Source organism: Paenibacillus darwinianus, from assembly GCF_000598065.1.
GTDB classification, from domain to species: domain Bacteria; phylum Bacillota; class Bacilli; order Paenibacillales; family Paenibacillaceae; genus Paenibacillus_I; species Paenibacillus_I darwinianus.
This window is the reverse complement of sequence record NZ_KK082121.1, coordinates 1-2,414: the sequence shown is the minus strand read 5'-3', so window position 1 is coordinate 2,414 and position 2,414 is coordinate 1. Positions and strand designations below refer to the sequence as shown.

The window sequence follows — 2,414 nt, the reverse complement described above, 5'->3', positions numbered from 1 at the left end:
AGCCGCTCCTTGCGGGGATTTACGCAGGAGAGCTCGACAAGCTGAGTCTGCAGGCGACGTTCCCGCAGTTCCGCGAGGCCGAGCGCAAACACGGCAGCCTTATCCGCGGGATGCGGCGCAGCCGGAAGGCGTCCTCCGCGCAAGCGGGAACGGGCGGCCGGTTCGGGAACGTCACGTTCCTGACGTTCAAGAACGGCCTGTCCTCGATGGTCGAGGCGCTTGACCGCGAGCTGGCTGCTGCCGATCGGCGGATGGGCGTGCGTGCCGCCTCGCTTCGCGTTATCGACCAGGCCGCCGATGCCGGAGAGGCGGAAGGCGCGCGCTACGCCGTCGGGCTCGACAGCGGCGAGACGGTGCAGGCGGACACCGTCATCGTCACGACGCCGGCGTTCGATGCCGCGCGCCTGCTCTCGGGGCATCTCGATGTGTCGATGCTGGAGAGCGTACGCTACGTATCTGTGGCGAACGTGGTGCTCGCGTTCGACAAGGAAGCCTTCGGCCTCGAATTCGAAGGCTCCGGTTTTCTTGTGCCGCGTACGGAAGGGCGGCACATTACGGCTTGCACCTGGACGTCGACGAAATGGCTGCATACGAGTCCGCCCGACAAGGTGCTGCTGCGCTGTTATGTCGGACGGGCCGGGCACGAAGACACGGTCGAACTGCCCGATGAGCAGTTGTCGGCGATCGTACTCCAAGACATCCGTGAAATTTTGGGGATCAGGGCCAAGCCGCTGTTCACGGAGGTAACCCGGCTGCGGCGTTCGATGCCGCAGTATCCCGTAGGGCATGTCGAGCGCAGCCGGGCGTTCAAGCTGCAATTGGCCGAGACGCTGCCCGGCGTTTGGGCGACAGGTGCCGCATTCGACGGCATCGGCCTGCCCGACTGCATCCGTCAAGGCAAGGAAACTGCGCTTTCGGCGGTTGCGGAGCTGCTGGACTAGCCGACGCCGGGCCGACATAGCTGGCCGTCCCTATTATACCTGTCATAACTCCGTGCCCTTAAACATAACTTTCCCATATACGCGGTCTTTGCGTCCGGAGAAAGTTTATGTGCATTCATTGGGCACGGAAAAAGCAGACTACCCGGACGAGCGCCAGAAAAATCTGGCGCGCCATTATATCGATGCCGGAGCGGATCAAACCGGGTCGAGAGCCTGTCATTCCACGCTGCGATCGACAATGAAGGTCGGATTACAGCCAAATGACGAAGCCGGACGGAGGTAAAGGATTGAAAAACAGATGCGTGGCGCACCGCGGAGCGTCCGGCCTGGCGCCGGAAAACACGATGGCCGCGATGAGGAAGGCAATGTCGTTCCCGTTCGTCGAATGGATTGAGCTGGACGTCCAGCTGTCGCGGGACGGGATACCCGTCGTCATTCATGACGAAACGCTGCAGCGCACGGCCAAACGAAAAGGAAAGGTGGCCGATTACGACGCCGCGCAGCTGACTGCGATGGATGTCGGTAAATGGTTCTCTTCCGAATTCGCCGGCGAGACGATCCCGTTGCTTGATAACGTCATACGGGCGACCAAAGGCCGGTGCCGCCTGAATATCGAATTGAAAACGTACGGAGGCCGTTATCCGCGATTGGAGAAAGCGGTCGTCGATCTTCTTCGCGGGCATGGAGTCGAAGGAGAAACGGTCATCACCTCGTTCGATCCTACGGCGCTCCAAAAGGTGCGGAAGCTGTCTGCCAAAGTGAAGACCGGTTTGATCATCGACGGGGCGCCGGCTTTTCTCGTGGAGGAGCTGAGAAGACTGGACGCGTCGTTTCTGTCGATCGGCTATACCTATCTGAACCGCCAGCGTATGGCCCTGTACAGGGAAGCCGGGCTGGAGGTTATGGCTTGGACGGTGAACGACCCGCAGCGTATGCGTCGTCTTGTGGCCATCAGCCCGGACATCATGATATGCACGAATTTCCCGGACCGTTATGGCGCCGCGTTCGGCGAACAGCCCCTCGCAGGGTGGTTCAAGCGGCTGTTCGGCAGAGGCGCGACATAAACGGGAGAGGAGAGCGATGGTTATAACGGATTGGGGCCTTGGGGAGGCCGCCTTGCGACTGGTGTTCGGCTTGACCGGCAGCGGCTTTGTCGGATGGATCGCCTACCGCAAATCCTCGTTGTCCGCGTCCGGCGCGTGGTCGGCGGTGCTGATGGGCACGGCTTTCATCGTGTTGGGCGGGCCGTTCTGGTTCGGTACGCTGCTGGCGTTTTTCATCTCATCGACGTTCTGGTCGAAATGGAAAAAACGGCATCGCGCCAAAGCCGAGGCGGAGGCGAACTATGCAAAAAGCGGCAGACGGGATGCGGGTCAGGTGTGGGCGAACGGTGGGCTCGGCCTTGCCCTGTGCGCCGCTTACGCGCTATGGCCGGAGCCGGCCCTGCAGTTCGCGTTCGTCGGCGTGATGGCT

3 protein-coding genes are annotated in these 2,414 nt (G+C 61.6%); all 3 read left to right on the top strand.

Going from position 1 to position 2,414, the window contains the following annotated elements; translation table 11 throughout:
* Positions 1 to 941 (top strand): protoporphyrinogen oxidase (hemG, locus tag BG52_RS01115; protein ID WP_036666640.1); only part of this gene is annotated, 941 nt, incomplete at its 5' end.
* A 287-nt stretch (positions 942 to 1,228) separates the two neighbouring features.
* A complete protein-coding gene (locus BG52_RS01110) occupies positions 1,229 to 2,005 on the top strand; it encodes a glycerophosphodiester phosphodiesterase (protein WP_036580792.1) in 777 nt (258 codons plus the stop codon).
* Between the two features lie 16 nt (positions 2,006 to 2,021).
* Positions 2,022 to 2,414 (top strand): DUF92 domain-containing protein (locus BG52_RS01105; RefSeq protein ID WP_144340692.1); only part of this gene is annotated, 393 nt, incomplete at its 3' end.